At 30.9% G+C, this 3,279-nt stretch carries 3 protein-coding genes; all 3 read left to right on the plus strand.

All coding sequences use genetic code 11. The annotated features are described in order from the left end of the window. Positions 1 to 145 precede the first annotated feature (145 nt). The 3 genes from ABFR62_13790 (at position 146) to ABFR62_13800 (ending at position 3,192) form a co-directional block, all read left to right on the plus strand. Entirely contained in the window at positions 146 to 583 is a 438-nt protein-coding gene (locus ABFR62_13790) for a YqaA family protein (GenBank protein MEN8139490.1), read from the plus strand. Positions 584 to 651: 68 nt separating this feature from the next. Continuing rightward, positions 652 to 1,197, plus strand: coding sequence for an ATP-binding protein (locus ABFR62_13795; protein ID MEN8139491.1), 546 nt, complete (start codon positions 652 to 654; stop codon positions 1,195 to 1,197). A 90-nt stretch (positions 1,198 to 1,287) separates the two neighbouring features. Next, positions 1,288 to 3,192 (plus strand): ATP-dependent DNA helicase RecQ, encoded by a 1,905-nt coding sequence (locus tag ABFR62_13800; GenBank protein MEN8139492.1) that lies wholly within the window; start codon positions 1,288 to 1,290, stop codon positions 3,190 to 3,192. The last annotated feature ends 87 nt before the right edge of the window (positions 3,193 to 3,279 follow it).

Below are 3,279 nucleotides of genomic sequence, written 5' to 3' on the forward strand. Positions count from 1 at the left end.
GATTATTTGATCAATAACTAAACTTAAAAAGGCAGAATAGGCAGCAATAAGATTATTTATTACATCTTTAACATCATCCCTGTTAGCATATACAACTAATTTTATGATCTTTGCCCGAAACAAAATAAGAGCACCTTACAAATAAATGGAAACATTAGTTGAGTTTGGATATTTAGGACTTTTTATAGCCTCATTTTTAGCAGGTTCTGTGATGCCTTTGGGCTCAGAAGTTTTATATGGATTATTATTCTACAAAAATTTTGATCCTGTTTCGCTTCTTCTTGTGGCTTCTGTTGGGAATTGGCTAGGAAGCATGACCAATTACTGGATTGGTACATTTGGTAAATGGGAATGGATTACTAAATACTTAAAAGTTCCGCAGGAAAAAGTTGAAAAACAATTTAAGTACATCCATAAGTTCGACTACTTCATGGCTCTTCTTTGTTGGCTCCCAATTTTAGGCACTCCAATAGCTATAGCTTTAGGTTTTATGAGAAGTAGCTTGATAAAGGTTACAATCTTTATGTTCTTAGGTAAGTTTCTAAGATACTTAATTCTGAATTTTTTACTGCAATCTGTCTAGTATTTAAATATCTAGTTCAAAAAAAACAATATTTTTTTATACTTTTGCAACTTTATAATTCACTGGATTTGAAAGTAAAGAGAGTCATAATTACAGGAGGACCAAGCACAGGTAAAACATCTATAATCAGAGACTTAGAAAATCAAGGATTTCAATGTCTTCATGAAAAGTCACGGGAAATTATCAGGCAATCTTTGAAAGATAATAGCGATATCTTACCTTGGATGAACCTGCACAAATTTAGTGAATTGGTTATTTCTCAAAGAATGGAGCAATATCACAAAGCAAAAAGCGAGCACTACAGCAATTATGCCTTTTACGACAGGGGAATTCCGGATGTTTTTGCTTATATGAACTACGATAACATAGAGGTTCCTAAACAATATCATAGTCTGGGAACAGATCTTAGATACTATGATAAAATTTTTCTTACACCTGCCTGGAAAGAAATATACGAAACAGACAACGAAAGAAAAGAAGACTTTTATAAAGCTGAAAGATTAGAAAATTATATCCATAATACATATAAAAATTTAGGTTATAATGTAATCTTAGTACCTAAAGCCAATATAGAAGAAAGAATAAGGTTTATTCTTAACCATCTTGATTTATAAATAAGTCAGAGGTTAACCATTACTATTCTGGTAATAGTTATCCCTTGACTTACTACAATAAATCACAAATCTTTTGCATCTTTGTATCTGATGCAATTTTCTATCCACAACATATTAAAGAAGTATTGGGGCTACGACAGTTTCAGACCTAAACAGGAAAATATTATAAATTCTGTTTTAACCAAAAAAGATACTATTGCACTACTGCCTACAGGTGGGGGGAAATCTTTGTGTTACCAGGTACCGGGCATGGTCATTGAAGGGCTTACAATAGTAATTTCGCCATTGATCGCCCTTATGAACGATCAAGTCGAAAATCTAAATTCAAAAAACATAAGAGCAATAGCTTTAACAAGTGAGCTTAGTGAAAAAGAAATGGATTTAGAACTGGACAAATGTGTTAATGGTGAAACTAAGTTTTTATATATTTCGCCTGAAAAACTTAAAAACCACTTAGTAAAAACACGTATCCCTCTCATGAATGTAGCTTTATTAGCTGTTGATGAAGCACATTGTATTTCGCAATGGGGGCACGATTTCAGACCGTCATATCTTGAAATTTCAACTATTAGAGACCTAATTCCCGAAACTCCGATATTAGCACTTACTGCAACTGCTACAAATATTGTACTTAAAGATATTTCAAAATACCTTAATCTCGAGAAATCTGAAGTTTTCCAAACCAGCTTTAAAAGAGATAATCTGGCTTTTTGGGTATTAAAGGAAGAAGATAAATTCTACAGGCTTTTTCAAATTCTCAATAAGGTAAAAGGAAGCACCGTTATATATGTTAGAAACAGACGAAAAACAAAAGAGATAAGTTCTATACTTAACAAACACGGTATAAAGTCTACATTTTATCATGCGGGTTTAGAGAAAGACCAGAAGAATAAACGACAACTCCAATGGATGAAAGGTGAAGTTAGAGCAATTGTTGCCACTAATGCTTTTGGAATGGGTATTGATAAACCTGATGTTCGTTTAGTTGTTCATATGGATTTACCGGATAGCCCTGAGGCTTACTTTCAGGAAGCTGGAAGAGCAGGAAGAGATACGAAGAAAGCTTTTGCCATAATGCTGTTTAACGATAGTGATGTGGAGAATCTTAAATCATTCCACTTAAATAATTTGGCTGACAAAGAAATTGTGTCCGACATATTAAGTAGACTCTACAAAAACTATAAGATTGCAAAAAATAACGAAGACTATAATTTATACCCCTTTAACCTACCGGAGTTCGTATTTAAAAATCAGCTTAATTTTATAAAAACTTATAACGCTATTAATATTCTTCAAAAGGAAGATGTTATCTCGGTAACAAATACTTCTTCAATATATTCAAAAATAATGTTTGTAGTTGGCAATGATTACCTCTTTCAATACAAAGACAAGAATGAATATCTGGGAATATTTATTACATTACTACTTAGAAGTTATGGAGGATTAAGTGATGACTATGTAAAAATAAATGAGTATAATTTTGCCTCTAAGAATAATATATCGCAACAGTTGGTTCGAAATAACCTATTGCGCTTAAAAAAAGATGGAATAATAAAATATGAACCTTCACAAAAGGGTCAAAAAATAAAATTTTTACTACCCAGAAATGAAAAATATATTATTGGCAGTATTTCTAAATCAATAGAAACAAGAAATGAAAGACTAAAAAATAGAATTAAAGCAATAATAAATTACGCTGAAAACAGTAAAGAATGCAGAAATCATCAAATGCTCCAATATTTTGATCAGAAAAAAGGAAAAGAATGTGGTTTATGTGATGTTTGTGTATCAAAAAAAGAAAAGCAAATTTATTCTATAAATATTGAAAAAGAAATAATTAACCTTTTAAAGAAAGATAACTTTTCATCACGTGAAATTGTAGGTTTTCTAAAAAAAGACGACAAATTAATTTTAAATACAATAAGTTACCTACTTGAAACAAACGTTATTGAAATAAAAAGTAATAATAAATATAGCCTGAAAGAATATAGATAATTAATTGGATAAATAAATTCAAAATAAATATAACAGATGAAACGAGCATGACAAAATTTTAACAATTTTGACCCACAGGGGAATGAT

The organism is Bacteroidota bacterium, from assembly GCA_039714315.1.
In the GTDB taxonomy this organism is placed as follows: Bacteria; Bacteroidota; Bacteroidia; order Flavobacteriales; family JADGDT01; genus JADGDT01.